The 26,184-nt window shown below is 71.9% G+C and carries 23 protein-coding genes; 16 read left to right on the top strand and 7 right to left on the bottom strand.

The features are described 5' to 3' along the window. The first annotated feature begins 46 nt into the window (after positions 1–46). Entirely contained in the window at positions 47–955 is a 909-nt protein-coding gene (locus JI751_RS14375) for a hypothetical protein (protein ID WP_201938079.1), read from the top strand. Here the strand turns inward: JI751_RS14375 and JI751_RS14370 are convergent. From JI751_RS14370 to JI751_RS14360, 3 genes are all read right to left on the bottom strand, one after another. Beyond that, complete coding sequence (locus JI751_RS14370; protein ID WP_201938077.1) at positions 945–2,306, bottom strand: hypothetical protein; 1,362 nt, start codon at positions 2,304–2,306, stop codon at positions 945–947. The two genes, JI751_RS14375 and JI751_RS14370, sit on opposite strands and share 11 nt — an antisense overlap. Then, positions 2,300–2,821 carry a SigE family RNA polymerase sigma factor gene (locus JI751_RS14365; RefSeq protein ID WP_307814248.1) on the bottom strand — a complete coding sequence of 174 codons (522 nt, stop codon included), beginning with the start codon at positions 2,819–2,821 and terminating at the stop codon, positions 2,300–2,302. The genes JI751_RS14370 and JI751_RS14365 overlap by 7 nt, the downstream gene beginning before the upstream one ends. Positions 2,822–2,884: 63 nt before the next feature. Then, positions 2,885–4,417 carry a hypothetical protein gene (locus tag JI751_RS14360; protein ID WP_201938073.1) on the bottom strand — a complete coding sequence of 511 codons (1,533 nt, stop codon included), beginning with the start codon at positions 4,415–4,417 and terminating at the stop codon, positions 2,885–2,887. Between the two features lie 47 nt (positions 4,418–4,464). Between JI751_RS14360 and guaB the strand changes: the two genes are divergently transcribed. Continuing rightward, complete coding sequence (gene guaB, locus JI751_RS14355) at positions 4,465–5,967, top strand: IMP dehydrogenase (protein WP_201938071.1); 1,503 nt, start codon at positions 4,465–4,467, stop codon at positions 5,965–5,967. 4 nt (positions 5,968–5,971) lie between these two features. On the opposite strand, the gene JI751_RS14350 is transcribed toward guaB, so the two are convergent. Continuing rightward, entirely contained in the window at positions 5,972–7,705 is a 1,734-nt protein-coding gene (locus tag JI751_RS14350) for a CHAP domain-containing protein (RefSeq protein WP_201938055.1), read from the bottom strand. 96 nt (positions 7,706–7,801) lie between these two features. Between JI751_RS14350 and JI751_RS14345 the strand changes: the two genes are divergently transcribed. The 7 genes from JI751_RS14345 (at position 7,802) to JI751_RS14315 (ending at position 17,269) form a co-directional block, all read left to right on the top strand. Then, positions 7,802–8,446: a TetR/AcrR family transcriptional regulator gene (locus JI751_RS14345; protein ID WP_201938053.1), complete on the top strand. Its 645-nt coding sequence runs from the start codon at positions 7,802–7,804 to the stop codon at positions 8,444–8,446. A gap of 144 nt (positions 8,447–8,590) precedes the next feature. Beyond that, positions 8,591–9,700 (top strand): GuaB3 family IMP dehydrogenase-related protein, encoded by a 1,110-nt coding sequence (locus JI751_RS14340; RefSeq protein WP_201938051.1) that lies wholly within the window; start codon positions 8,591–8,593, stop codon positions 9,698–9,700. A gap of 32 nt (positions 9,701–9,732) precedes the next feature. Next, positions 9,733–11,445 (top strand): glycerol-3-phosphate dehydrogenase/oxidase, encoded by a 1,713-nt coding sequence (locus tag JI751_RS14335; RefSeq protein ID WP_201938049.1) that lies wholly within the window; start codon positions 9,733–9,735, stop codon positions 11,443–11,445. Between the two features lie 125 nt (positions 11,446–11,570). Beyond that, the gene (locus JI751_RS14330) at positions 11,571–13,181 is read left to right on the top strand and encodes a succinic semialdehyde dehydrogenase (protein ID WP_201938048.1); all 1,611 of its coding nucleotides are present in this window, start codon (positions 11,571–11,573) and stop codon (positions 13,179–13,181) included. After that, positions 13,178–14,908, top strand: coding sequence for a GMC oxidoreductase (locus JI751_RS14325; RefSeq protein ID WP_201938046.1), 1,731 nt, complete (start codon positions 13,178–13,180; stop codon positions 14,906–14,908). Before JI751_RS14330 ends, JI751_RS14325 begins: the two co-directional genes overlap by 4 nt. Before the next feature lie 278 nt (positions 14,909–15,186). Continuing rightward, positions 15,187–16,764 (top strand): glutamine-hydrolyzing GMP synthase, encoded by a 1,578-nt coding sequence (gene guaA / locus JI751_RS14320; RefSeq protein WP_201938044.1) that lies wholly within the window; start codon positions 15,187–15,189, stop codon positions 16,762–16,764. A gap of 4 nt (positions 16,765–16,768) precedes the next feature. Next, positions 16,769–17,269 carry a hypothetical protein gene (locus JI751_RS14315; RefSeq protein WP_201938034.1) on the top strand — a complete coding sequence of 167 codons (501 nt, stop codon included), beginning with the start codon at positions 16,769–16,771 and terminating at the stop codon, positions 17,267–17,269. 89 nt (positions 17,270–17,358) lie between these two features. Here the strand turns inward: JI751_RS14315 and JI751_RS14310 are convergent, their stop codons facing one another. The 3 genes from JI751_RS14310 to JI751_RS14300 form a co-directional block, all read right to left on the bottom strand. After that, positions 17,359–17,715 carry a hypothetical protein gene (locus JI751_RS14310; protein ID WP_201938032.1) on the bottom strand — a complete coding sequence of 119 codons (357 nt, stop codon included), beginning with the start codon at positions 17,713–17,715 and terminating at the stop codon, positions 17,359–17,361. Positions 17,716–17,803: 88 nt separating this feature from the next. After that, the gene (locus JI751_RS14305) at positions 17,804–19,213 is read right to left on the bottom strand and encodes an HNH endonuclease signature motif containing protein (RefSeq protein WP_201938025.1); all 1,410 of its coding nucleotides are present in this window, start codon (positions 19,211–19,213) and stop codon (positions 17,804–17,806) included. Between the two features lie 108 nt (positions 19,214–19,321). Next, on the bottom strand, positions 19,322–19,939 hold the full coding sequence (locus tag JI751_RS14300) for a pyridoxamine 5'-phosphate oxidase family protein (protein WP_201938023.1): 618 nt from the start codon (positions 19,937–19,939) through the stop codon (positions 19,322–19,324). A gap of 210 nt (positions 19,940–20,149) precedes the next feature. Here JI751_RS14300 and JI751_RS14295 point away from each other — a divergent pair, with 210 nt between their 5' ends. From JI751_RS14295 to uraH, 7 genes are all read left to right on the top strand, one after another. Further along, positions 20,150–20,992 (top strand): VOC family protein, encoded by an 843-nt coding sequence (locus tag JI751_RS14295; protein ID WP_201938009.1) that lies wholly within the window; start codon positions 20,150–20,152, stop codon positions 20,990–20,992. A gap of 85 nt (positions 20,993–21,077) precedes the next feature. Beyond that, a complete protein-coding gene (locus JI751_RS14290) occupies positions 21,078–22,793 on the top strand; it encodes a sodium:solute symporter family protein (RefSeq protein ID WP_201938008.1) in 1,716 nt (571 codons plus the stop codon). 25 nt (positions 22,794–22,818) lie between these two features. Next, positions 22,819–23,136, top strand: a complete 318-nt coding sequence (locus JI751_RS14285) for a hypothetical protein (RefSeq protein WP_201938006.1) — start codon at positions 22,819–22,821, stop codon at positions 23,134–23,136. Between the two features lie 20 nt (positions 23,137–23,156). Next, positions 23,157–24,419: a DUF6986 family protein gene (locus JI751_RS14280; RefSeq protein WP_201938003.1), complete on the top strand. Its 1,263-nt coding sequence runs from the start codon at positions 23,157–23,159 to the stop codon at positions 24,417–24,419. A 4-nt stretch (positions 24,420–24,423) separates the two neighbouring features. Then, the gene (gene pucL, locus JI751_RS14275) at positions 24,424–25,293 is read left to right on the top strand and encodes a factor-independent urate hydroxylase (RefSeq protein WP_201938001.1); all 870 of its coding nucleotides are present in this window, start codon (positions 24,424–24,426) and stop codon (positions 25,291–25,293) included. Between the two features lie 67 nt (positions 25,294–25,360). Continuing rightward, the gene (gene uraD, locus JI751_RS14270; RefSeq protein WP_201937999.1) at positions 25,361–25,855 is read left to right on the top strand and encodes a 2-oxo-4-hydroxy-4-carboxy-5-ureidoimidazoline decarboxylase; all 495 of its coding nucleotides are present in this window, start codon (positions 25,361–25,363) and stop codon (positions 25,853–25,855) included. Next, the gene (uraH, locus tag JI751_RS14265; protein ID WP_236666265.1) at positions 25,855–26,184 is read left to right on the top strand and encodes a hydroxyisourate hydrolase; all 330 of its coding nucleotides are present in this window, start codon (positions 25,855–25,857) and stop codon (positions 26,182–26,184) included. Before uraD ends, uraH begins: the two co-directional genes overlap by 1 nt.

Here is a 26,184-nt window from a genome sequence, read left to right as displayed (position 1 = left end):
CCCGGCCACGTGTGCGCGTCCCAGAGACGTGCGCACGTGGCCGTTGGTGCTCCTGCTCCCGCTCCTCGCCGTGGGATGTACGACGACGCCCGCGCCACCACCGACCCCGACGCCCTCCGAGGCGACGCCCGCGAAGCCGGAGGCGGCTGAGCCACCGCCCGCACGACTGGATCCCGGGGACCTCGACCGTTCGGGCCCGCCCCGGCTGGCGTACGTCCGCGGCCACCTCCTGCACCGTCCCGACGGCAGCGAGCTGACGGTCCGGCTCGGTCTCCGCGGCCCGTGGGGGATCAGCTCCGTGGTGCCCGTGCGCGACGGCTACCTGGTCACCGACGACCGGTGGTTCGAGGGGTCGGTCGGCATGCACCGCATCGACGACGACGGCGACGTCGTCGCGAGCTGGACCTCGACCGGTCCGGCCCTCTCCTCGCCGACGGGGAAGGTCGCGTGGGTCAGCGTCGTGCCGCCGGAGTCGGGCGAGACCGGCGCCACCGTGCTGCACTCGGAGGTCACCACGCAACGACTCCCGCGCCTGGTCTGGCCCGTGCTCAGCCGTCACGACGACAGTGTCGTCACCTTCACCGCCCTGCGCCGCGAGGGCACGACGTGGAGGCGCAGGGGGTTTGCGAGCGACCTGCGCCGACCGCCGCACCGCGTCCCGACCCCGTCCGGGCGGACCCGGTCACCCGACGGACGTCACTGGTGGGTGCTCCGCCGGCACCGGCTCGTCATCGGCGGGGCGGAGGGCGAGGTCGAGCTGCGGTCGCGGCCGTTCGTGCAGGCGTTCGGTCGTCCCGCGTGGGAGGACGACGAGCACCTGCTCGTCACCCTCACGCAGCGCCGGCACCAGGCCATCGCCCGCATCGACCTCGACGGCACGGTGACCCTCGCGAGCGGCTGGTCACCGTTCGCGAACGCCGGGTACGCCTTCGTCGAGCGGCCCGTCAGCGGATGATCTCGCCGAGGTGCACCTCTCCACCGGCGTTGCCGAACGTCCTGGAGAGCGCACCGGAGGCGGTCGTCCACATCAGCTGGTCACCCGGCGTCGGACCCTGCCCGACCGTGAAGGCCGATCGCGAGTCGCTGAGCCTCAGCAGCTGGCGCTCGTCGAAGTCGTAGAGGTAGGTGCCCACGGTCGCCCGGGCGTACGACGTCAGCGTCAGGTAGTCGCCACCCGCGACCAGGTCGCCGGCGTCGATGCCGTCGTCCTGGAGGGTCACCACCTGTTCCCCGTCCTTGGTCACCACCTGGACCCTGTCGTCGCGCACGCCGTCGTAGGTCCCGCAGTACTGCGTCATCGCGATCCGACCGCCTGCCGCGTCGAAGCCCAGGAGGTTGCACCGCTCGCCCAGGCGGGGGTCGAACGAGCTCTCCTCGCCGGTCGTCAGGTCGCGGACGTGCACCATGCCGGCGGCGCCGTTGGTGGAGTCGGTCCAGACCATGTCGTCGCCGTCGAAGGCGAAGCTGCCGACCCGCACGCCCTCGTCGCGGGCGTCATCGGGGTCGGTCAGCGACATCGACCACAGGGCACGGACGTCGCCCTCGGCGTCCGACTCGTCGACCTCCCCGCTGGGCAAGGTGGGCCGGCCGCCCTCCGGGATGTCGCCCCGGTCGGCCATGACGGCGACGTAGGCACGCCCGTCCGGGCCGATCTGGACGAAGGAGGGGAAGTCGCTCGCCGGCAGGCCCGGCCACGTGATCGTGCGCCAGGTCCCGGTGGTGCGGTCGTAGACGTCGAGCACCGGTCGGGTCTCCATCAGGGTGCTGGACCCGACAGTCACCAAGCGCATGATCACGAGCCGCTCGGAGCCGAGCTCGATCGCCCAGGACTGCTCGCCGTCGCCGGGGCGCTCGGGCAGCCACCACTTCTCGCCCGTGGCCGGGTCCATCAGCGCGTAGCGCTCGACCATCCGCTCCGCAGTCTGCCCCTCGCGAAAGAGCACCAGCCCGTCGTCGGTGACGCCGTCGAAGTACTCGCCGTTGTCCGTGTCGAGATCCTCGTTGGCGTACGACGTCAGCTCGCGGTAGTCCTCGCCCTCGACGGCCGGCTGCGCTCCGGCGACCCGGATGACCGGGCCCTCCGCGCGCGGCACCCCGGCGGCGGCGAGGTCGGCGGGCGCGGGGTTGAGCCACGCGTAGGACCCGAGCGAGATCGCGCCGGCGGCGAGCGCCGTACCGCCGACGACGGCTGCGCGGCGCACCCGCACCCGGCGGCGGCCCCCGGACAGGACGGCCGACAGGTCGTCTTGGTCGCGCGGCGGCCGGTCGGTCGCCTCGTGCATCAGCTCGCGCAGCTCGTTCACCATGAGACGGCTCCCTCGGACAGCTCGCCGATCGGCGAGTCCTCGAACATGGACCGGAGGGAGAACAGCGCCCGCGAGGTCTGGCTCTTGACCGTGCCCTCGGTGCAACCGAGGAGCGCGGCGGTGTCGGCCACCGACAGGTCCTCGAAGTAGCGCAGCACCACGCACGCCCGCTGCCGCGGCGGCAGGTCGGCGAGCGCAGACATCAGCGCCGCCCGTGTCGTCACCGCGGTGGCGACGTCCTCGCCGGAGGCCGTCGTGGGATCGGTCTCCTGCGGCCGCTCGGTGCTCGACCGGCGCCGCTTGTGGTCGAGGAAGGCGCTGACCACGGCCTTGCGGGCATAGGCCAGCTCGCCGCCGTGGCGCACCAGCCGCGGCCAGCGGACGTACACCCGGACCAGCCCCTCCTGCACGAGGTCCGAGGCCTGGTCCCAGTCGCCGCAGAGCAGGTACGCCGTGCGGCGCAGCCGGTCGCGGGACGCCTGTGCGAACTCGACGAAGGCCGCCTCGTCACGCACTGTTCTTCTCCATGACCGACCCAACGAGGTGAGCTCGCCCGGAGGTTGCACGGCGGCGGGGATTCACTGGCCCCAGATGGTCCGGTAGGGGGTCGTGCAGTCGACGTCGACCTTCACCGGGTCGACGCTGTTGAGGTGGTAGATCCGGTAGCGGTCGCACGCGGTGACCACGAACTCGTACTTGCGGATCAGTGAGCTCTCGATCGGCCGGGTGCCGAGCTCGCTCCACGTGTTGATGTAGCTCGCCTCGACGAACCACGTCGGCGGGTTGTTGCCCGTCAGCGTGGCGCGGAGGTCCTCGAGGCCGGGGTCGAGGGTGCGCATCGGCAGCGACCAGAGGTAGGGGTACGGCGACCCGGCGTGGGTGGCCCACTGGATGTCGGCCCGTCCGCCGTAGACCAGCACCTGGTCGCCGGGCTGGGCGATCGCGTCGAGCGCCTCGCCGGTGCGCACCTCGACCGGGACGCGGCCGCCCACCCAGGCGCCCGTCCAGCCGACGAGCGCGACGACGCTGGACGCGACGACGAACGCGATGGCGGCGGGGTTGACCTTGTCGCGGGTCCCGCGCACTCGGTCGTTGGACAGCAGCAGGGCGAGTGCCAGCGCGAGCGGCGGGATCGGGACGAAGAGGTAGGGCATCCAGTAGCTGCCGCTGACCGCGACGCCGGCGAGGTCGACCCCGAGCATGACCAGCGTGGCGACGACCGGCACCGCATCGAGGCGCAGCAGCCCGACCAATTGGGCGAGGAACAGGACGACCAGCAGCAGCATCCCGACGCCGACGAAGACCAGCAGCAGCACCCAGACCCGGCTCGTCGCGCCCTCGGAGCTCTGGGTCGCGATGATCCGGTTGGCGTCGGAGCGGAAGGAGACGGTGGTGTACCAGAGCGTCTCGAGGCGTACGCCGACGGCGAGCGCCCAGGCCACGACGGCGACCACCGGCACCGCCGCTCCGGCGAGGGCCGCCAGTGCGCACCTCACTGTTGCGCTGACCGGCAGCTGCCGGGCGAGCACGGACCCGAGGAGCAGGACGCCGCCGAACACCAGCCCGCCCACGATGCTCTGCTTGAGGCCGACGGCGAGCATCGCGAGGAAGCCCGCCCAGAACGCGTCGCCTGCCGAGATCCGGCGTACGGCACGCAGGGAGAGCCAGCACGACGCCATCACCAGCGGGATGCCGAAGAGCTCGCCCTTGGCGGCCACCGGGTCGATCTGCGCGTTGCTCACGAGGGCGGCGGTCCCCACCGCGACCCAGGCCGTGACCCGTCGTACGGCGGCCGGGTCGACCAGGCCGGCGCGACGGGCGAGCTCCCGCGCGGCGGCGGCCGAGGCGAGCACCAGCACCGAGCAGCCCACCGCTCCGACGAGGCGGTGCGTGTAGGCGCCGCCGACGGCGTCGGTCGCCTGCATCAGCCAGATGATCGGCGGCGGGCGGTCGACGAAGTAGCGGCCGTAGACCGAGTCGGCCTCGGGCTGCCACGCCCGGGCGACCAGCAGGAAGCCCGCCTCGTCGGGCCGCAACGGCCAGAGGAGCCCCGGGAATCGGGCCACGAAGGCCATCACGGCGGCCAGCCACGCCACGCGCCCCATCCCCATGCCGACACCCTCTCAGGAGACGGTGCGCGCGCCCGTAGAATGGGCGCGTGGAGATCCCCGAGAAGTTCGCTGCGCTGGGCCTCACCTACGACGACGTGCTGCTGCTGCCGGGCGAGTCCGACCTCGCGCCGAGTGACATCGACACCACGACGCGCCTGACCCGCGAGATCTCGATCCGGGTCCCGCTGATCAGCGCCGCGATGGACACCGTCACCGAGTCGCGGATGGCGATCGCGATGGCCCGCGAGGGCGGCATCGGCGTGCTGCACCGCAACCTGTCGATCGAGGACCAGGCCCGCCAGGTCGACCTCGTCAAGCGCACCCAGACCGGGATCATCTCCAACCCCGTGACGATCGGCCCCGACGCGACGCTGGAGGAGCTCGACCGGCTCTGCGGCGAGTACCGCGTCTCCGGCCTGCCGGTCGTCGACGTCGACGACCACCTGCTCGGCATCATCACCAACCGCGACCTGCGCTTCACGCCCGTCGCCGAGTGGGCCACCACCAAGGTCACCGAGGTGATGACCAGCGAGGGCCTGATCACCGGCGACATCGGCATCTCGCGCGAGGAGGCGACCGCGCTCCTGCGGGCCCACAAGCGCGAGCGGCTGCCGCTCGTCGACGGCGAGGGCCGGCTCGGCGGGCTCATCACCGTCAAGGACTTCGTCAAGGGCGAGCAGTTCCCGCACGCGTCGTACGACGGTGACGGCCGGCTGCTCGTCGGCGCGGCCATCGGCTACTTCGGCGACGCCTGGGAGCGGGCGACGACCCTCGTCGAGGCCGGCGTCGACGTGCTCGTCGCCGACACCGCGCACGGCCACGTCCACCTGCTGCTCGACATGGTCAGGCGGCTCAAGACCGACCCGGCGACCAGGCACGTGCAGGTCATCGGCGGCAACGTCGCCACCCGCGAGGGCGCCCAGGCGTTCGTCGACGCCGGTGCGGACGCGGTCAAGGTCGGCGTCGGACCGGGCTCGATCTGCACCACCCGCGTCGTCACCGGCGTCGGCGTCCCGCAGGTGACCGCGGTCTACGAGGCCTCGCTGGCCACCAAGCCCGCGGGTGTGCCGCTGATCGCCGACGGAGGCATGAAGCACTCCGGCGAGATCGCCAAGGCGCTCGTCGCGGGCGCCGACGCGGTCATGGTCGGCTCGATGCTCGCCGGCTGCGAGGAGTCGCCCGGTGAGGTGGTCTTCGTCAACGGCAAGCAGTTCAAGTCCTACCGCGGGATGGGCTCGCTCGGCGCGATGAGCAGCCGCGGCAAGAAGTCCTACTCCAAGGACCGCTACTTCCAGGCCGAGGTCGCCAGCGACGACAAGATCGTCCCGGAGGGCATCGAGGGCCAGGTCGCCTACCGCGGCCCGCTGTCCGCCGTCGCCCACCAGCTCGTCGGCGGCCTCAACCAGTCGATGTTCTACGTCGGTGCGCGCACCATCCCCGAGCTCCAGGACAAGGGCCGGTTCGTCCGGATCACCTCGGCCTCGCTCAAGGAGAGCCACCCGCACGGCGTGCAGATGACCGTCGAGGCGCCCAACTACAGCGGGTCCTGACCGATCAGGGCGTGAAGCCGGCCTTGGTGGGCGACGACGCGTCGACCAACGCCGAGGCGGGCCGCGTCAGCAACCGTGCCGTCGTGCGTCGGCCGGAGACGACGAAGACCCCCGCGTTGCGACGGGTCACGAGTCCGGGGGAGCGGGTGACGTCGCCGGCACGGGCCACGCGGCCGGGCATCTGCGAGCGCTCGCCCGGCACCGCCGCGCGGACCAGCACGGCACCGCGACGGTCGACCGCCGCGACGTGCAGGTGGCCGCCCAGCACACCGACCGTGGGAGAGGCGTAGGGCGAGAAGTCACCGGGGATCTTGTCCGCTCGGCTCCAGCGCGCACCGGTCAGGGTGCGCACGAGCAACCGGCCGCGCGCGTCGACCTGGTGGACGTACGTCGTGCCGTCACCGGTCGTGGTCAGCGCGGGCGTCGAGGTGATCGAGCCCGGCGCCCCGGGCAGCCGCACGAGGCGTCCTGCCTCGAGCGGCAGGGCGAACGTCCTCCCGGCGCGGCCGACCGCGACCAGCAGCGTGCGACCGGCGCCGTCGGGACCGAGCACGGGCGCGACGTGCGTGGCCCACGAGCCCGCCCGGCCGATGCGGTCCGGTCGGCTCCAGCCGGCGTGCAGGGTCAGCCGTCGGACCTCGAGCGTGCCGGCGGGTGAGGTGGTGGCCACCAGCGGCCGTCCGGTGCGCGAGAGCGCGATCGCCGGGCTGGCCGTGGGCGCGGACGCCGCCACGCGTCGCAGCGCCAGCCGGCCGTTGCGCGGCGTCCCGGCGAGGACGCGGCCGTCGCGGGTCGTGGCGGCCAGCCAGGGCAGGCCCTTGCCCGACAGGGTGAGTGCGGGGGCGGCGAGGGTCGAGAACGCGCGGCGCGGACCGACGGCTCGGGCGGCCCCGCCCGGACGCGACAGCAACAGCGTCCCGGACCCGTCGATGCGTGCGGTCCAGGACTCGCCGAGCCCGTCGGGCACCGAGACGACGGGACGGTCCGAGCCGAGCAGGGGCGAGGGCGCCACGTCGTCGAGGTGGAGGTAGCGGAACTCGCCGACCGGCACGGTGCGCGTGCCGTAACCGCCCACGACACCGTGGTTGTACTCCTCGACGGTCACGGTGCCCGGCCCGATCGCGCTGACCCAGGCGACGTGCCCGACCCGACCGTCGTCGGTCTGCGCGACCGCGCCGATCGCCGGCACCGAGTCGACGCGGTAGCCCAGGCGTCGGGCGACGTCGTCCCAGTTGCGCGCGTCGCCCCAGTGCTCGCCGCCGAAGGAGTTGCTGAAGTCGGCCATGCCGTTGCGCTCGTGCAGGCGCCACGAGACGAAGCTGGTGCAGTTGCGCAGCACGAAGCCCCACGCGTCGCCGATCGAGCCATTGATCGACCAGACCCTGCTCGCGCACGTCGGTCGCGGCCCGCGCGGGTCGTACGTGTGCCCGGTGACGGGGTCGAACACCGGCGGCGGGGGAGGAGGCGGCTCGACGACGGGCGCGGCCTGCTCGCCCGGCTTCGGCGCGGTGGCGTTCGGGCCGGCGTTCGGGCCGGGGCTCGGGATGGGGCTCGGGGTGGGTGTCGGGGTGGGCTCGACGATCGGCTCCTGCGGCAGGATCGGGCACTGGCCCTTCCAGGCCCACGGGTAGTCGTCCGAGGCGGTCGCCGACGCGGCCGACAGCCCGGCCAGGCCGCCGGCGAGACAGGCGGCCGCGAGCGCGCGCGCCAGTAGTCGTCTCCCTGCTCCGAATCCCACCCGACCACCGTAGGCAGGCGATCCCGACCGCGTGGCGCTTTGGCGATTCTGCCTACCCGTCGCTCGTCGGTGGCCGAGGTCCCCTAGGCTCGCAGGGTGGAGGAGGAGGCTGCCCCGGCACGCCGTCCGTACGACGCGAGCGGGCGCCGAGCGGCCGCCGAGCGGCGACGCCTCCACGTCGCGCAGGTCGCGGCCGGGCTCTTCGCCGAGCGCGGCTGGGGCGGGACCACGATCGCCCAGGTCGCCGAGGAGGCAGGGGTCTCGGTCGAGCTGGTGACCAAGACGTTCGGCGGCAAGGCCGGGCTGTTCCTGGACGCCTTCGTCTCGGCGAGCCTCGGCAGTCGCAGCGGGCTGCAGGAGGCGTACGCCGAGCTCCGGCTCGCCGAGGTCCCGGGCCCGGAGGACAGGCTCGACCGGTTCGTCGAGTTCGTGTGCGGGCTCGTCGTCCCGATGGGCCCCTTGCTGTCCGTCCTGTCCAACGGGGCCGAGCAGGACCCCGCACTGCGCGACATGGCCCGGGTCGCGCAGCTGAGCCACCTCCTGGTCTGCGAGGACGTGGTGCGGCTCGTGGCGACCGGGGCGCCGGCGCCCGACGCCGTCGACGAGTTCTACGTGCTGACCCGGGCCGAGACGTGGCTGACGTTCGCCCAGCACCGTGACTGGACGCCCGAGAGGTACGCCGCGTGGCTGCGCCGGGCGTTGCGCGCGGCGGTCGACGGACCCGCGTCAGGCCGGGATTGACGAAATCCAGACAATTGTCGGCCCCATTGGGTACGGTGTGACCGGATCCAATTGTGGGGGTGGATCCCCGGTCCGCGTGGGCCCGGTCGGGTGGGGGTCCGGCCGGCCCCGCGGCGGACGTGGTGCCGCCGATAGGCTCCGGCCATGACCGAGATCGAGATCGGCCGTGCCAAGCGCGGTCGCCGCGCATACTCCTTCGACGACATCGCGATCGTGCCCTCGCGGCGCACCCGCGACCCCGAGGAGGTCAGCACCGCCTGGCAGATCGACGCCTACCGCTTCGACATCCCGGTGGTCGCCGCGCCGATGGACTCGGTGATGTCGCCCGCGACCGCGATCGCGCTCGGTCAGATGGGCGGGCTCGGGGTGCTCAACCTCGAGGGCCTCTGGACGCGGTACGACGACCCCACGGGGCTGCTCGAGGAGGTCGCGGGCCTCCAGGGCTCCGACGCGACCCGGCGGATGCAGCAGATCTACACCGAGCCGATCAAGCCCGAGCTCATCACGGCCCGGCTCAAGGAGATGCGCGCCGCGGGCGTCACCGTCGCGGGCTCGCTCTCGCCGCAGCGCACCAAGGAGCACGTCAAGGCCGTCGTCGACGCCGGCGTCGACATGTTCATCATCCGCGGCACGACGGTCAGCGCGGAGCACGTGAGCAGCCAGGCCGAGCCGCTCAACCTCAAGGAGTTCATCTACGAGCTCGACGTCCCGGTGATCGTCGGTGGCTGCGCGACCTACCAGGCCGCGCTCCACCTGATGCGCACGGGCGCGGCGGGGGTCCTCGTCGGCTTCGGCGGCGGCGCGGCCCACACCACGCGCACGGTCCTCGGGGTCGCGGTGCCGATGGCCAGTGCGGTCGCCGACGTGTCGGCCGCGCGCCGCGACTACATGGACGAGTCGGGCGGCCGCTACGTCCACGTCATCGCCGACGGCTCGATCGGCAGCTCGGGCGACATCGCCAAGGCGATCGCCTGCGGCGCCGACGCCGTGATGATCGGCTCGCCCCTGGCCCGCGCCACCGATGCGCCCGGCCGCGGCTTCCACTGGGGGAGCGAGGCGACCCACGCCGACCTTCCCCGTGGCGAGCGCGTCGGGTTCGCGCCCGTCGGCTCGCTGGAGGAGATCATGTTCGGCCCGTCGCGGGTCGCCGACGGCACGATGAACCTGATCGGCGCGCTGCGTCGCGCGATGGCGACGACGGGCTACACCGAGCTCAAGGAGTTCCAGCGCATCGAGGTCGTCGTCCAGCACTGACGGCCGACCGGCGCCCTGCCAGACTGGGACCCATGAGCATCGCCAGGGCCCTCGACGCCGACCAGCGCGCTGACGCGCTCGAGCAGCTCGGGGCCGGCGAGCTCGACGTCCTCGTCGTGGGCGGCGGGATCGTCGGGGTCGGCGCCGCGCTCGACGCCGTCACCCGCGGCCTCAAGGTCGGCCTCGTCGAGCAGCGCGACCTCGCCTCCGGCACGTCGTCGCGCTCGTCCAAGCTGGTCCACGGGGGACTGCGCTACCTCGAGATGTTCGACTTCGCGCTGGTCAAGGAGGCGCTCGAGGAGCGCGGCCTGCTGCTGACGCGGCTCGCGCCCCACCTCGTACGCCCCGTGCCGTTCCTCTATCCCCTCGAGCACGCATGGGAGCGGCCCTACGTCGGCGCCGGCGTCGCGCTCTACGACGGCATGGCGATGTCCGGGAAGTACGACATGGGCGTGCCGAAGCACAAGCACGTCTTCCGCAAGCAGCTGGCGCGGATGGCGCCGGACATCCGGACCGACGACCTGCACGGGGCGATCCGCTACTACGACTGCCAGGTCGACGACGCCCGGCTGGTGATGACGATCGCGCGCACGGCCGCCAACAACGGCGCGCACGTCGCGACGCGCACCAAGGTGACCGGTTTCCTGCGCGAGGGAGACCGCGTCGTCGGGGCGACGGTGCGCGACCTCGAGGGGGAGCGGGACATCGAGGTCCGCGCCAAGGTGGTGATCAACGCGGCCGGCGTCTGGACCGACGAGGTGCAGGACCTCATCGGCGGGCAGGCCCAGCTCGACGTCGACGCCAGCAAGGGCATCCACCTCGTCGTGCCCCGGGACCGGATCCGCTCGGAGTGCGGCTTCATCACCAAGACCGAGAAGTCGGTGCTCTTCGTCATCCCGTGGGACCAGTTCTGGATCATCGGCACGACCGACACCCCGTGGGACTACGACCTCGCCCACCCCGCGGCCAGCAAGGCCGACATCGACTACCTCCTCGGGCACGTCAACCGTCTGCTCAAGGACCCGCTCGACCACCGTGACGTCATCGGCGTGTGGGCCGGGCTGCGCCCGTTGCTCAAGCCGATGCGCAAGGAGGGTGAGATGGGGGAGACCACCAAGCTCTCCCGCGAGCACACCGTCGCCAACCCCGTCCCGGGCCTCGTCCTGGTGGCTGGCGGCAAGCTGACGACGTACCGCGTGATGGCCCGCGACGCCGTCGACCACGCCATCCGCGACTTCGACGCGACCCGGCCGTCGATCACCGACCGCGTGCCGCTGATGGGTGCGTGGGGCTTCGAGGCCCGCAGCAACCAGCGGGTCGCGCTGAGCCGCTCGTCCGGCCTCGACATCGGCATGGTCGACCACCTGCTCGGCCGCTACGGCGGGCTGGTCGACGAGGTGCTCGCACTGATCCACGAGCGGGCCGAGCTGGCCGAGCCGCTTCCCGGTGCCGAGCACTACCTCAAGGTCGAGGTGCTCTACGCGGTCACCCACGAGGGCGCGCGCCACCTCGACGACGTGCTCGCCCGCCGGACCCGCGTCTCGATCGAGACCTTCGACCGCGGGATCGCGGCCGCCCGCCCGGCCGCCGAGCTGATGGCCGAGGCGCTCGGCTGGGACGAGGCGCAGCTGGCGGACGAGGTGGACCACTACCTCCGGCGGGTCGAGGCCGAGCGGCAGAGCCAGCTCATGCCGACCGACCAGGAGGCCGACGAGGCGCGGGTGCAGGCACCCGACATCGTCTGAGGCGGGTCAGAGGCGCTGGATCGGGCCCGTCAAGGGCGTTGGACAAATGTCACAGATGTGTCAAATGTCGGGACAGAAGTGACCGACCGGTAGCAACCCTCCCGACACCGTCCTACGCTGCAACGATGAGCGAGCAGAGCGCCAGTCCCCTCACCGACGGGCCCGCGGATCCCGAGCACGACAGCACCGCGGCCTACGGCCTCGACCGCTCGTACGTCGCCGCCCTCACGCGCCGGATCGTCAGCACCACCGGAGAGACGCACGCCGTGTCGTCGCCGATCGGCGGTGCCCCGCTGGCGCACGTCCCGCAGTCGGGGCCGGCCGACGTGGCGGAGGCCTTCTCCCGGGCCCGCCACGCGCAGGCCGCGTGGGCGGCCACGCCGCTCGACGAGCGCGCCGCTGCCCTCCTGCGCCTCCACGACCTCGTGCTCGACCGGCAGGACGAGCTCATCGACCTCGTCGTGTGGGAGTCCGGCAAGGCCCGCAAGGACGCCTACCTCGAGGTCGCGCACCTCGCCCTGACCGCGCGCTACTACGCCCGTACGGCCCACCAGCACCTCGACGTCCAGCGGGTCGGCGGGATGTTCCCCGTGCTCACCCGTGCCGAGGTGCACCGCGTGCCTAAGGGCGTCGTCGGCATCATCTCGCCCTGGAACTACCCGCTCACGATGGCGCTCTGCGACGGGCTCCCGGCCCTCCTCGCGGGCAACGCCGTCGTCTCCAAGCCCGACGCCCAGACGATGCTCACCGCGCTGCTCGCCGCGCAGCTGCTCGACGAGGCCGGATTCCCGCCCGAGGTCTGGCAGGTCGTCGCCGGTCCCGGCCCCGAGGTCGGCGGCGCGATCGTCGCCGAGGCCGACTACGTCTGCTTCACCGGCTCGACGGCCACCGGACGGATCATCGCGCAGCAGTGCGCGGAGCGGCTGATCGGCTGCTCGCTCGAGCTCGGTGGCAAGAACCCGATGCTCGTCCTGCGCGACGCCGACGTGCACCGCGCGGCGGAGGGCGCCGTGCGCGCCGTGTTCTCCAACGCCGGCCAGCTGTGCGTCTCGATGGAGCGGCTCTTCGTCGCCGACCAGGTCTACGACCGGTTCGTCGACGCGTTCGTCTCGCGCACGCAGGCGATGACGCTCGGCGCCAGCCAGGACTGGAGCGTCGACATGGGCTCGCTGATCTCGCAGGCCCAGCTCGACACCGTCACCCGCCACGTCGAGGACGCCGTCGCCAAGGGCGCGCGGGTGCTCACCGGCGGCAGGGCGCGTCCCGACCTCGGCCCGTTCGTCTTCGAGCCGACGATCCTCGAGGGCGTCTCGGCCGACATGGAGTGCTTCGGCAAGGAGACCTTCGGCCCGGTCGTCTCGCTCTACCGCTTCCACAGCGAGGACGAGGCCGTCGAGCGCGCCAACGACGGGCACTACGGCCTCAACGCCTCGGTCTACACGCGCGACGCCGCCCGCGGTCGCGCGGTCGCGCGTCGGATCAGGTGCGGCACGGTCAACGTCAACGAGGCCTACGGCGCGACCTTCGGCTCGCTCGGCGCCCCGATGGGCGGGATGCGCGAGTCCGGGATGGGGCGACGCCAGGGCGCCGAGGGCATCCTCCGCTACACCGAGGCGCAGTCGGTCGCGACGCAGCGGCTCGTGCCGATCGCACCGATGTTCGGGATGTCGGAGGAGACCAACGCCAAGGTGCTGACCGCCTCGCTCCGCCTGCTCAACAAGCTGGGCCGCGCATGACCTCCCCCGAGGTCCAGCACTACGACGTCCTCGTCATCGGGTCCGGCTTCGGCGGCTCGGTCACCGCACTGCGGCTGACGGAGAAGGGCTACACGGTCGGCGTGCTCGAGGCCGGTGCCCGCTTCGAGGACGGCGACTTCCCAGCGACGTCGTTCGACGCGAAGCGCTTCCTCTTCGCACCGTCCCTGGGGATGTACGGCATCCAGCGCATCGACATGGTCAAGGACTGCCTGATCCTCGCCGGGGCCGGCGTCGGCGGTGGGTCGCTGGTCTACGCCAACACCCTCTACGAGCCGCTCGACGCGTTCTACCGCGACCCGTCGTGGGCGCACATCACCGACTGGAAGACCGAGCTCGCGCCCTACTACGACCAGGCCAAGCGGATGCTCGGCGTGGTCGAGAACCCCCGGCACACCCCGTCCGACGAGGTGATGAAGCAGGTCGCCGAGGACATGGGTGTCGGCGACACGTTCCACCCCACGCCGGTCGGCGTCTTCTTCGGCGGCCCCGACGCGCAGGGCGGCGAGGAGGTGGCGGACCCGTTCTTCGGTGGCGCCGGACCGACCCGCAACGCCTGCCTCAACTGCGGCGAGTGCATGACGGGCTGCCGCCACAACGCCAAGAACACCCTGGTCAAGAACTACCTCTACCTCGCCGAGGAGGCCGGGGCGGTCGTCCACCCGTTGACCACGGTGACGCGCGTGCGCCCCCGTGACGGTGGCGGCTACGAGGTGACCACGCGCTGGACCAAGGCCAAGCTGTCGCGCCTGTCGAGGAAGCGCCCGGCGACCAAGGTGTTCACGGCCGACCAGGTCGTCTTCTCCGCCGCCGCGCTCGGCACCCAGAAGCTCCTCCACCAGCTCAAGAACGACGGCGACCTGCCCGGGATCAGCGACCGGCTGGGCGTGCTGACCCGGACCAACTCCGAGGCGATCCTCGGTGCGCTCGCCCCGCGCGCGACGACCGACTTCACCGAGGGGGTCGCGATCACCTCGTCGTGGCACCCCGACGACGTCACCCACATCGAGCCGGTGCGCTACGGCAAGGGCTCCAACGCGATGGCGCTGATGCAGACGGTGCTCGCCGACGACACCCCCGGCGTCTCGCGGGTCCGGACCTGGGTGCGCGAGCTCTGGGCGCAGCGGCGTACGGCGTTCGACCTCTACGACTTCAAGCACTGGTCCGAGCGCACCGTCATCGCCCTGGTGATGCAGACCCTCGACAACTCGATCACCACGAAGTGGGTCAAGGGACGCACCGGCTGGCGGATGACCAGCGAGCAGGGCCACGGCCTGCCCAACCCGACCTACATCCCGATCGCCTACGAGGCGACGCGGCGGATGGCGGACGTGATCGGCGGCACCGCCGGCGGCAACGTCGGCGAGGTCTTCAACCGGCCGCTGACCGCCCACTTCATCGGCGGCTGCACCATCGGCGACTCGCCGACCACCGGCGTCGTCGACCCGTGGCAGCGGCTCTACGGCCACGAGGGACTGCACGTCGTCGACGGGTCCGCCGTGTCGGCCAACCTCGGTGTGAACCCGTCGCTCACGATCACCGCCCAGGCGGAGCGGGCGATGGCGTTCTGGCCCAACAAGGGCGAGGTCGACACCCGTCCCGAGCTCGGCGCGACCTACCGCCGGCTCGCGCCGGTCGAGCCGAAGAACCCGGTCGTGCCCGAGGCCGCCCCGGGTGCGCTGCGCCTGCCCATCGTCGGCGTCAGCTGACGGGTCGCATTTACTTCCGCGCCGCCCGTAACCGACCTCCGCAGGGGTCGTTGCCCAAGGTGAGGGGTCCGGCAGTCATGCTCCCTCCCAAGGGCCGGGTCCTTCGTATCTCGGCACTGTTCTGCAGTGGCGGGGACTCAAGTCCCAGGGCCTGACCACCCTCCCTCCCCGGTCGGGCCCTGGGGCGAGTCATGACCGGGATGGACAGGCCGGGCCTGACGCTCCGCCCTCGCTCCCCGGTCGGGCCCTGGGGCGAGTCCGCTCGGTAGACTCCGCGCGTGACGCAGCCTGCAGAGCACGACCTGGTCCTCGTCGTCGACTTCGGGGCGCAGTACGCCCAGCTCATCGCCCGCCGCGTGCGCGAGGCGCGGGTCTACTCCGAGATCGTGCCGCACACGATGCCGGTGGCCGAGATGCTCGCCCGCGGACCGAAGGCGATCATCCTGTCCGGCGGTCCGTCCAGCGTGTACGCCGACGGCGCCCCCGGCATCGACGACGCCGTCTTCACGGCCGGCGTACCCGTCTTCGGCATGTGCTACGGCTTCCAGCTGATGGCCAAGGGCCTCGGCGGCGAGGTCGCCCACACCGGCGCGCGGGAGTACGGACGTACGCCCGTCTCGGTCACCGAGCACGGCACGCTGCTCGACGGCATCCCGGCCGAGCACAAGGTGTGGATGTCGCACGGCGACTCGGTGGCCCAGGCGCCCGCGGGCTTCACCGTCCTCGCCTCGACGGCCGACACCCCGGTGGCGGCGTTCGAGGACGTCGCACGCGGCCTGGCCGGCGTGCAGTGGCACCCCGAGGTGCTGCACACCGAGCACGGCCAGAAGGTCCTCGAGCACTTCCTGCACCACATCGCCGGTGCCCGCCAGACCTGGACGATGCTCAACATCGCCGAAGAGCAGATCGAGCGCGTCCGCGACCAGATCGGCGACAGCGGCCTGGCCATCTGCGGCCTCTCCGGCGGCGTCGACTCCGCGGTCGCCGCGGCCATCGTGCAGCGCGCGATCGGCGACCGGCTGCACTGCGTCTTCGTCGACCACGGCCTGCTCCGCGAGGGCGAGGCCGAGCAGGTCGAGCGCGACTTCGTCGCCGCGACCGGCGTCAACCTGCACGTGTACGACGCCCGCGAGACGTTCCTGTCGGCGCTCGCCGGGGTGACCGACCCCGAGGAGAAGCGCAAGGTCATCGGTCGCGAGTTCATCCGCGCGTTCGAGGCCGCCGAGGTGCAGGTGCTCGGCGAGGCTGCCGACTCCGGCGAGAAGGTCGGCTTCCTCGTGCAGGGCACGCTCTACCCCGACGTGGTCGAGTCCGGCGGCGGCGCGGGCACCTCCAACATCAAGTCCCACCACAACGTCGGCGGCCTCCCGGAGGACCTCGAGTTCGAGCTCGTCGAGCCGCTGCGCACGCTCTTCAAGGACGAGGTCCGCCTCGTCGGGGAGCAACTGGGCCTCCCGGCCGACATCGTGTGGCGCCAGCCGTTCCCCGGCCCCGGCCTCGGCATCCGGATCATCGGCGAGGTGACCGCCGACCGGCTCGACATCCTGCGTCGCGCCGACGCGATCGCCCGCCAGGAGCTGACCCGCGCCGGCCTCGACCGCGACATCTGGCAGATGCCGGTCGTGCTGCTCGCCGACGTGCGCTCGGTCGGCGTCCAGGGTGACGGCCGCACCTACGGCCATCCCGTCGTGATCCGACCGGTCACCTCCGAGGACGCGATGACCGCCGACTGGGCCCGCCTGCCCTACGAGGTGATGGAGCGGATCTCCACCCGCATCACCAACGAGGTCGCCGAGGTCAACCGGGTCACCCTGGACATCACCTCCAAGCCCCCGGGCACCATCGAGTGGGAGTGAGCGGGTGTCGCTGACGCCCCTCGAGGAACGCAGCGTCCTGCCGTTCTACCTGAACATGATGGGGACGAACGCGCGCCGCAACGCGACCGACCTGTGGCCCGACCTGCTCCGCGCGGGCGAGGACGTCACGCTCGCCGACGCGTCCTGGCTCATCAGCTCGGGCGATCGGAACTGGCGGCCAGTGGTCATGGGCGCCTGGTTCAGCCTGAAGTTCGACGAGCACGAGATCGGCGAGCCATTGCGTCGAGCGATGGCCGAGTCGCGGGGCTCGCTGACCGCGCCGCCGCTCGCTGTCGCCTGCGTCGTGCTGCTCGGCCGGGGGGCGACCGACGCGCTCGCGTCCTACCCCGATCCACCCGACGCATCCGGGAGCTTCGTGGCGGCCGCACGCGAGAGTGTCGACGGAGGGCAGGCCGAAGAGAGCACCGCAGAAGATCGGACCGCCTTCGCGGAGATGCGCGCGATCGGAACCAGTCTCCGGGACGCTTGGCGACCGACGCGCTGAGCCCTCCGCAGTCGGCGGCCGCCGTGTGCCACTGCCGTCACAGCTCCGCCCTCAGGCGGGATCAGCGCCATGGGCTGGGAAGAGCGGGTCTAGCGCGACTCGTCGAGGCAGGTCGATCGGTCGATGCTGCGCGGGCAGCCGCGGAGGTCCGAGCCGATAGCGACGCCGGTCACGAAGGTCGTCACCACCGCCAGCGCGAGGGCGCCGACCGCCAGGCCGCCGCTGCGGCGCACGAGCGCGTAGACCGCCAGCGGCAGGGCCGCGACCAGTCCGGTCACGCCCAGCATCACGAGGGTGGCGTCCGGGTCGGTGGATCGGCCGAAGCCGCCGCCCGAGCAGCCGGAGATCCCGCAGATCGCGATCGTGGCCATGAACGCCGGCGCGATCGCCAGGACGACACCGAGCACCACCAGGACTGTCGCCACGCGTCCCGAGACCCGCTTCATGCCGGCCACCCTGCCAGACGCCTTCCGGACGCCTCGTTGCATGGCTGTGCCCCCGCCGCGTGGTGCTGCGGCGGGGTGTGGGGCGGGGTCATGGTCGTTCGGGTGGGCCCGGATCGATCGCGCTCGTGCCGGTGTGGTCGCGTCGGTAGTGGTGGCCGTGGGGGCTGGTCCACTCGTACGCACCGGGTCCGGTGACGCGGTAGCGCCAGGCCGAATGGGTCTTGAGGCGGTGGTGGAACCGGCACAGGCAGGCGAGGTTCCGGGTGCTCGTGGGGCCGGGTTGCGACCTGCCCTCGGGCTCGGCCTGGTGGTCGTGCTCGACGACGTGGTCGACGTCGCAGCCGCGGGCCGGTCGCGTGCACCACGGGAACACACAGGTGCGGTCGCGGAGCATGACTTGCTCCCGGATCCGGTCGGGAATCGCGTAGCCGGGTGCGGCCATCTCGGCGTTGAGGTCGATGACAGGCTTGATCGTGACCTTCGTCCGGCTGTCACCACACCAGGACTGGACCTGGTCGAGCAGGACGAGCCGCTGGCCCTCTTCGAGGCGGCCGGTGGGACCGAACACGGTCTGCTCACCCACGGAATCTGCGGAGAAGTGGGCGTGGAGGATCACCTCGCGGGCGACCGGGAGGTGGTCGGGTGTCGATGCACCGGCTCGTTCCTCACCGGCTCCTTCGCCGGACGTCTGCAAGTCCAGTGCGGTCTGGGTGCGGGCGAGGTCACCCAGTGCCTTGGACCGGCGCACGTCCAACGACTCGGTGGAGCCGAGGGCCTTCTGCTCGGCGGCCTTCTGGGTCAGGACGTTGTTGAGGTCGAGGGAGTCGGCGATGTCGAGCTCGGCCTCCCACCGCATGGTCCCGGCGAAGTGCACGTCCTCGTCGTGCAACGTCACGTGCCGCGGGTCCACCGAGAGGTAGCCGTCCTCGGGATCCGCGGTCGGGTCCGGGGTGGCGAGGTCGTAGCGCTTGATGGTCTCGGCGATGAGTCGGGCGAGCTGTGCGGGACCGATCCGCCCTGCTACGGCAGACACCTGCGCGTCCACAAAGGCCGCAGCCTCCCGGGTCAGTGCGGGAGTGGTGTGGATCGTCGTCTCGGCCACAGTGCGCGCACGCCAGGCCGGGACGTGGCCGAACTGGACCTGCGCCCAGAGGCGGGGGAGGCGGTGGCGGAGCTCGAGGGCGTGGCCGATGAGCTTCTTCGCCGACGTGGTCGAGATCCCGAGGACGGTGCCGAGCTCGGCGATGCAGAACTCCGCCACGAGCGGGCATCCCTCTCCGGCGAGGGGTTCCTCGTGGTCGGTCCCGGGGACGGTGAACGCTGCCGCGGAGTGGATCGACTCCGGCGGGTGGAGGTCGGCCCAGCGGGCGGCGAGGTCGAGCTGCCGGGCCGCTTCAGCGTTCTCGAGGTCGCGCGAAGCGCGGATCGAGGCGAGCAGGTCGGAGCCGGTGAGGGCGTCTGCCTCACCAATCTCGGGTCCCGCCAGCGTATCGATCATGCGTTCGATTATATGCTTGGGCACCGACAATGGGTCGGTCGTGCACAGGTGGGTTTCTATGCTCGCTGCGCTCGCACCTCAACCATCGAAAGAGTTCGCAGGAGGACCTCAGAAGCGCGGGATCGACGGCGCGCTCGGGCGGGTCGCGTCGAGGGCGGGGTCGCCCTGGGGGAGCGTGCCCTCGAACCACTCGTCGAGCTTCCAGTCGGGCACCGGCGGCTGCTCGCCCTCGACGGGCACGAACACCGAGCGCTCGGCCGGGCCGTGCGTGTGGACGTACCTCCGGCAGTTGGGGAACACCGCGCGGGCACGGACCCGTACGACGAGCTTGGCGCCGGGGAAGTCGGTGACCAGCGGGTCGGCCGGATCGACGGTCGCCTCGCCGTTGACCCGCAGCCGGGAGCCGTTGGCGAAGTCGACGAACAGCAGGCCGACCAGGCGGTTCTCGGTGACGTTGCCGATCGTCAGGAACATGCCGTTGCCGTCGTACACCGGGAAGGCGATCGTGTGGTCGTCGATGACGCGGACGAAGCCGGGGTCGCCTCCCTTGTAGGAGCACTGCGGCTGCCCGTCGGCGTCCGAGGTCGCGATGAAGAACATGTCGCGCGCCTCGATGAACTCGCGGAACCCCGACACGTCGTCGCCGGCGACACTGGCGAGGCGGTCAGCGAGCCGGCGCGTGTCGAAGGCGTCCTGCAGGGCGCGGTGCGAGTCTCGGTAGTCCATGGCGGTGCCTCTCCACGTCGATGGTGGCACCGCACGCACGCTGCAGGAAGGCCGGTCTAGGTTGGCTCCCGTGCCCCGCGCCCTCCACCACCTCGACCTCTGGGTCGACGACGTCGCGCTACGTCGAGAACTCCGAGGGCTTCGAGGTCGAGGTCGTGGTGGACGGCTGACCCGTGACCGCTGTCCCCGGTGCGGCGTACGGTCTGGAGCATGGCCTCGGGAACCACGGACAACCCACACACCTACCCGCAGGGAGTGACCTGCTGGATCGACCTCCAGGCGCCCGACGCGGCAGCAGCGGCGGTGTTCTACGGCGACCTGCTGGGGTGGCAGACGCACGACGCCCTGCCTCCGGAGGTGCCGGCGACCTACCTCATCGCCACCCTCGACGGTCTGGACGCGGCCGCCATCGAGCCACGCGAGGGCGGGCCGGCCTTCTGGCTCACCTACATCGCGGTGGACGACGTGGATGCCACGGTCCCGCGGGTGGTCGATGCCGGCGGCGAGCTGGTCGACGGACCGCACGACGCGGGACCGGGCGGCCGGTGGGCGGAGGTGCGCGACCCGCAGGGCGCGGTGTTCCGGCTGTGGCAGGCACGCAACCGGCTCGGCTCGCAGGTCAACAACGTCCCGGGCTCCTGGAACTTCAGCGACCTGCACACGCCGGACCCGCCGCAGGACCTCCGCTTCTACCGCACCCTCCTCGGCTGGCAGGTCGAGGACATGGGGCCCGACGCCGGGGCGATGATCAAGGTGCCGGGCTACGGCGACCACCTCGAGTCGACCGTCGACCCCGACATCCGCGTGCGCCAGGCCGGCGCCCCGGAGGGCTTCGCCGACGCGATCGGCGGTGCCGTCGGCCTGCGCGACGGCGAGGAGGCGCACTGGCACGTGACGTTCAGCGTGGCCGACCGGGATGCGTCCGCGGCGCTGGCGACGAGTCTCGGCGCCACGGTCCTCGACACCCGCGAGGGCCAGTGGGCGAGGACCGCGCGGGTGCGGGATCCGTGGGGAGCGGAGCTCACGCTCAGCCAGTTCGTCGCTCCGGGCTGACGGGCCACACACGGAGGGGTGGTCGCGCCGATCGCCCGGCAGGTCTAGGTTGCTGCGTGGCCCAAACTGAATCTCGGGAGGACGCATGAGCTCCGACACGCTGATCGACGCGAACTGGCTGGACTACCTGCTGGTCGCGATCTACTTCGGCTTCGTCCTCGGCATCGGCGTGATGGCGCGACGATCGGTGTCCGACTCGATCGACTTCTTCCTGTCCGGCCGCTCGCTCCCGGCCTGGGTCACCGGGCTCGCCTTCATCTCCGCCAACCTCGGTGCCGTCGAGATCATGGGCATGTCGGCCAACGGCGCGGAGATCGGGCTGCCGACCGTCCACTACTTCTGGGTCGGCGCGGTGCCGGCGATGCTCTTCCTCGGCGTCGTGATGATGCCGTTCTACTACGGCTCCAAGGTCCGCTCGGTCCCCGAGTTCATGTTCAAGCGCTTCGGCACCGGCGCCCACCTGGTCAACGCGATCAGCTTCGCCGTCGCCCAGCTCCTCATCGCAGGTGTCAACCTCGCGCTGCTGGCCGGGATCGTCCACGCGCTGCTCGGGTGGCCGATCTGGATCGCCCTCATCGTCGCCGGTGCGATCGTGCTGTCCTACATCACGCTCGGCGGGCTGAGCGCGGCGATCTACAACGAGGTCCTCCAGTTCTTCGTCATCGTCGCCTCGCTGCTGCCGCTCACGCTGATCGGGCTGCACCGCGTCGGCGGCTGGGACGGCCTCACCGACAAGATCACCGCAGCGGCCGACAAGGCCCCGGCCAGCGCCGAGGTCGCGCCCGCCGCCCAGCAGCTCGAGTCGTGGCCCGGCCAGGCCCTGTCGGGCTTCGACTCCCCGCTGCTGTCGGTCATCGGGATCGTGTTCGGCCTCGGCTTCGTGCTGTCCTTCGGCTACTGGACGACGAACTTCGTCGAGGTCCAGCGCGCGATGGCCTCCGACTCGATCTCGGCAGCCCGCAAGACGCCGATCATCGGTGCCTTCCCGAAGATGTTCATCCCCTTCATCGTCATCATCCCGGGCATGGTCTCGGCCGTGCTGGTCACCGAGATGATCGACCTGAAGAACGGCGGGTCGCCCAGCGGAGGCGCCTCCGGGGACGGCGTGGCCTACAACGACGCGCTGCTCCTGCTGATGCGCGACGTGCTGCCCAACGGCTTGCTCGGCCTGGCGATCGCCGGCCTGCTCGCGGCCTTCATGGCCGGCATGGCGGCCAACATCTCCGCGTTCAACACGGTCTTCTCCTACGACCTGTGGCAGCGCTACATCCGCAAGAACCACAGCGACGACTACTACCTGCGCATCGGTCGTCTCGCGACCGTCGCGGCCACCGTGATCGCGATCTTCACCGCCCAGATCGCGATGGGCTACGACAACGTCATGAACTACCTGCAGACGCTCTTCGGGTTCTTCAACGCACCACTTTTCGCGACCTTCATCCTCGGCATGTTCTGGAAGCGGATGACGCCCACTGCGGGCTGGGTCGGCCTCGTCGCCGGCACCCTGTCGGCGATCGCGGTCGACCGCCTCGCCGCGGCCGGGGTGATCGACCTGCCCGGGCAGGGGGCGGCCTTCCTCGCTGCCTCCACGGCGTTCGTGGTCGACATCGTGCTCAGCGTCGTCGTCTCGCTCGTCACCAAGCCAAAGCCCGCCTCCGAGCTGCGCGGCCTCGTCTACTCCGAGACGCCCAAGGAGGACCGCACCGATCCCGACGAGGCGTCCATGCCGTGGTGGCGTCGTACGGCACCGCTGGCCGGCATCGCGCTCGCGATGGTCGTCGTCCTCAACATCGCCTTCTGACCCGGCTCGACCGAGAGGAGTCACCATGTCCGACGTGCAGTCCACCGAGACCACCGGCTCGACCCACAAGGCCGGTGTCTTCGACATCCGCAACATCATCGGCGCGCTGATGGCCATCTACGGCGTCATCCTGATGCTGGCCGGCCTGCTCGGCGAGCACGAGCCGGAGAAGACCGGCGGCGTCAACGCGAACCTCTGGACGGGGCTCGCGCTCCTCGCCGTGGGAGCCGTCTTCATCGTCTGGGCGCGGCTGAAGCCGATCGTCGTGCCCGAGCACGTCGAGGCGCCCGACGACGACCCGACGCGCCCCGCTCCGCAGCGCAAGCGGCCGCCCGTCCACTGACTCTCCTCTAGGGTCACCGCATGGAGAGCCCCGTCGACGTCGCTGGTCTCGTCGACGCGATCGGCGGTGAGCTCGACGAACGCCTCGCCGGGGTCGACGCCGACCTCGCGCGCCACTACCCGGGCGGACGCCTCGGCCGGCAGCCGGTGCACACCGTCTACGTGCCGGCCGACCGGTTCCGCGCCGACCTCGTGACGTCGTACGGCGCCACGGCACTGCGCGCGACCGAGGAGCACCAGGCGGTGCTCCTGTCCGTGCTCGACGGTGACGCCGACCTGCTCGCGCGGGTGCGCGACAAGCTCGCCCGCGAGCCCGTGGAGGACGTCCGGATCGACCTGGAGGACGGCTACGGCTCGCGCCCCGACGACGAGGAGGACGCCGACGCCGTACGCGCGGCCGACGCCCTCGCGGCCGCGCTGGCCGACGGCACTGCGCCTGCCTGGTGCGGCATCCGGTTCAAGAGCTTCGAGGCGCCGACCCGGCGACGCGGGATCCGCACGCTGACGGTCTTCCTCGAACGCCTCGTCTCCCGCGCGCCGCTGCCCGACGGCTTCGTGGTGACCCTGCCGAAGGTCACCGCGGTCGAGCAGGTGGAGGCGCTGGTCCACGCCGCCGAGCGGCTCGAGCCGGCCCTGGGACTGGAGGCCGGATCGCTGCGGTTCGAGATCCAGGTGGAGACCCCGCAGTCGATCCTCGGCCCGGACGGCACGGCACTCGTGGCCCGGATGGTGCACGCGTCCGGCGGCCGGTGCACCGGGCTGCACTACGGCACCTACGACTACAGCGCCTACTGCGGCATCGCCGCCGCGCACCAGAGCCTCGACCACCCGGTGGCCGACCACGCGAAGGCGATCATGCAGGCCGCCGCGGCGGGCACCGGCGTACGCCTCTCGGACGGCTCCACCAACGTCCTGCCCATCGGCACGTCCGAGGAGGTCGGTGCTGCGTGGGCCAACCACCTGAGGCTCGTGCGGCGCTCGCTCGAGCGCGGCTACTACCAGGGCTGGGACCTGCACCCCGCACAGCTGCCGACGCGGTTCGCCGCGACCTTCGCGTTCTACCGCGAGGGCTGGGCGGCCGCCGCCGCGCGGTTGCGCACCTACGTCGAGCGGCGCGAGTCCGGCGTCCTCGACGAGCCGGCGACCGCCCGCGCGCTGGCCGACTTCCTGCTCCGCGGTACCGACTGCGGCGCGCTGTCCACCGACGAGGTCGCCGCGGCGACCGGGCTCGACACGCGGGCACTGATGACACTGGCGCACCGCGCCATCGAGGCTGGAGGCTGAGGACATGGGGATCGTGCTGGGACCGAATCGCTACGGCAAGGCGGAGAACCGCGTCGTCCGGATCGTGCGCGACACCGAGCGCCACGAGATCCGCGACCTCAACGTCTCGACGTCGCTGCGGGGCGACTTCGCCGCGGCCCACACCGACGGCGACCAGTCGCAGGTGCTGCCGACCGACACCCAGAAGAACACCGCGTTCGCCTGGGCGAAGAAGCACGGCATCAGCTCGCCCGAGGACTACGCGCTGGCGCTGGGCGGGCGACTGCTCGCGGCCACCCCGGTGGCCGACGGCGTGACCGTGAAGGTCGAGGAGTGCGCCTGGGACCGGATCGAGGTCGACGGGGCGGGCCACGACCACGCCTTCGTCCGGCGCGGCGGCGAGGTGCGCACCACCACGGTCGATCTCACGCGCGACGGCGCGCAGGTCGTCTCCGGCCTCCAGGACCTGGTCGTGCTGAAGTCGACCGGCTCGGAGTTCAAGGGCTTCCTGCGCGACGAGTACACGACGCTCCCCGACGCCGACGACCGGATCCTCGCCACGGCCATGCGCGCCGAGTGGCGCTACGTCCCGGGCGCCGACGCGGGATCTGGACGGGACTGGAACGCGACCTACGACGCCGTACGGGCGCTGCTGCTCGCCACCTTCGCGACGACCTACAGCCGGGCGCTCCAGGAGACCCTCTACGCGATGGGCCGCGCCGTGCTCGAGGCGCACGACGAGATCGCCGAGATCTCCTTCGCCGCCCCCAACAAGCACCACTTCCTCGTCGACCTCGCCCCGTTCGGGCTGGACAACCCCGGTGAGGTCTTCATCGCCGCCGACCGGCCCTACGGCCTGATCGAGGCGACCGTGACCCGCGGGGAGGAACGATGAACCACCCCTCGGAGTTCTCGTTCTCCTCCGCTTCGCTCCTCCGCCCGACAACTCCGAGGGGACCCCGATGACTCTCGCCGAGTTCAACGAGCTGGACGACGCCGCCGCCCGCGAGCGGCTCCTGGTGTGCCTCGACGTGCCCCGCTGGGCCGACGCGGTGGCAGGCGGCCGGCCCTACGACGACATCGGGCAGGTCGAGGCCGCGATGACCGCCGCGTCCGCGACGATCACCGACGACGAGTTCGAGCAGGCACTGGCCCGGCACCCCCGCATCGGCGAGCGCGCCGACGCCGCCAAGCACGACGCCGCCCACTCCACCCGTGAGCAGTCGGGTGTCGACCAGGATGACGCCGACCTGGCCCGGCGCCTCGAGGAGGGCAACCGGGCCTACGAGGAGCGCTTCGGCCGGGTCTTCATCGTGCGGGCGGCCGGTCGCAGCGGGCAGGACATCCTCGACCACCTCCAGCACCGCCTCGACAACACCGACGAGCTCGAGCGTGCTGCGACGATCGACCAGCTGACGCAGATCGCCCAGCTCCGGATCCGGGAGGCGCTGTCCTGATGGCCCACTCGAAGGCTTCCCTCAGCACCCACGTCCTCGACACCTCGACGGGCCGACCGGCCGCCGGCGTTCCGGTGACGCTGTCGACGGCCGGCACCACCGTGGCCGAGGGCGTGACCGACGACGACGGGCGGATCTCCCCGCTCGCGGGCGACCTCGCACCCGGGGACCACACCCTCCGCTTCGACACCGGCGCGTGGTTCGCGGCCCAGGGCACGACCGCGTTCTACCCCGAGGTCGTCGTCACCTTCACGGTCGCCGACGACCGGCACCACCACGTGCCGCTGCTGCTCAACCCCTTCGGCTACTCCACCTACCGCGGGAGCTGA

The sequence above is a fragment of the Nocardioides baculatus genome (assembly GCF_016735675.1).
Lineage (GTDB): Bacteria > Actinomycetota > Actinomycetes > Propionibacteriales > Nocardioidaceae > Nocardioides > Nocardioides baculatus.
Note: the sequence above shows the minus strand (reverse complement) of the source record. Positions and strands in the feature narration are given on the sequence as shown.